2 protein-coding genes are annotated in these 1,659 nt (G+C 38.8%); both read right to left on the bottom strand.

Translation table 11 applies throughout. From position 1 onward, the window contains the following. Positions 1 to 149: 149 nt before the first annotated feature. A complete protein-coding gene (locus HMPREF9443_RS09320) occupies positions 150 to 1,037 on the bottom strand; it encodes an IS3 family transposase (RefSeq protein WP_040565032.1) in 888 nt (295 codons plus the stop codon). Continuing rightward, positions 1,013 to 1,372 (bottom strand): hypothetical protein, encoded by a 360-nt coding sequence (locus HMPREF9443_RS09315; protein WP_009145279.1) that lies wholly within the window; start codon positions 1,370 to 1,372, stop codon positions 1,013 to 1,015. Before HMPREF9443_RS09315 ends, HMPREF9443_RS09320 begins: the two co-directional genes overlap by 25 nt. Between the last annotated feature and the right edge of the window lie 287 nt (positions 1,373 to 1,659).

Raw genomic sequence — 1,659 nt, 5'->3', positions numbered from 1 at the left:
AGGTGCCGAGCTTGTCGAGGCGGAGAGGGGTTCTGCCTAAAGCAACATTGCTTTCAGTCCCCTCTCAGTCACCCTATCGGGTGACAGCTGCACTAGTCAACAAATTTTAGACACAAATCATAAAAAAATATACAACAAAAAATTATCTGTTAGTCAGATATCCGTTCGTAATGCAACTTGCGATATTGAGTTGGCGTCAGATAGTTTAACGAATAAGCTGGACGCTGTTCATTAAAGAAGTGAATATATTCTTTTACTTCATCTACAACAGGCCTTTCGCCTGTTACATGAAAATCGGTAAACATTTCTGCCTTTATCCAACCATTAATCGCTTCCATTGCTGCATTGTCGGTAGGTGTTCCGGCACGAGACATGGAATGAGTAATGCTATACATTGGCAACAAGTCGTTAAATGCCTTAGATGTGTAAACAGATCCTTGGTCTGAATGCAAGATCATTTCATATTCCGGATACTGCTTCTTTAAAGCAATTAAATCCTCCAGACCGCTAATATATGTCATACGGTCACCACGTTTGGAAGATAGAGAATGGCTTACAATTTCATTATTCCAAAGATCCATATACAATGTTAGCTCATAATAGATCCCTTTTACATAAAAAGCAGTCATATCGCTTACAATACATTGCAGTGGTCCGTCAATCTGTATTTCTGTCATAAGCAGATTAGGAAAAACACGGTATGAATCTCCTGGCTTTTTGTATTTATAATGCTTGGCTTGACTCTTAATGCCAGTGATTTTACAGCACTTATGTGCATATGCATCTGAAAGTACAAGACCAGTATCCAAACGAATCTTAGCGTTAAGCCAACGATACCCATGAGAAGGAAACTTAGCATGGTACTCTTTAAAAAGTAAAATATTGCTAAGCAGGCTCTTCATTCTTGTAGAAGGATGCGCAAGCTTCTTTTTCCAAGCATAGAAACTACTGCGCTGGATATTCATGGTTTCGCATATAAGTTTTACTGGAAATTCTCCGGAAAGCTCTAATACTACTTGGTATTCTTCTTGCCGTATAGAATTACTGTACCATCCCCTTTCACCGCATAGCCTTTTTTTAATCTGGCTTCTGCAATTCTTGCTTTAAGCAATTCACGAATTAATTCTTCCTTGGTCATGGATTGAAAGTCATCCGTATTTGCAGAAAGTGCTGGGGAATCGGGACGTATTATATTACATTTTTGTTGTTTACAATTTTTTGCAGGCAGGTTATTTGCATCTCTGTACATACGCATATAAGTGCGTGCTGTACCTTCGCAAATTTTATATAACTCTGCAGCTTGATAGCGAGTAATCTCACTGTCATATATTCGTCGACCAATGTCTAATTTTTCTTGTTTAGTGTATTTCATGGTAAACCTCCTGTTTAGACTGAAGTATTCTTTGTTCAGTGATATATATATTGGTGTATTCCATTATATATTATCTGTACAAAAAATACCCCCTCTGTGTCTAAAATAAGTTTACCACTTCACAGCCGCCCCAGGGCGCCCTCTCTTGCCCTGCGGGCAATTCACCTTGTCCCCCCTAGGGGAGCCTCTCTGCTACCCTAAATTCTCACAATAAGCATTTAACTTAAATAATCATTATGACACAAAGGAGCAATCACCCATGGAAAAATCTTTACAACTCGTCTTTA

This window comes from Phascolarctobacterium succinatutens YIT 12067 (genome assembly GCF_000188175.1).
In the GTDB taxonomy this organism is placed as follows: Bacteria; Bacillota; Negativicutes; order Acidaminococcales; family Acidaminococcaceae; genus Phascolarctobacterium_A; species Phascolarctobacterium_A succinatutens.
This window is presented reverse-complemented; position numbering and strand designations above follow the sequence as displayed.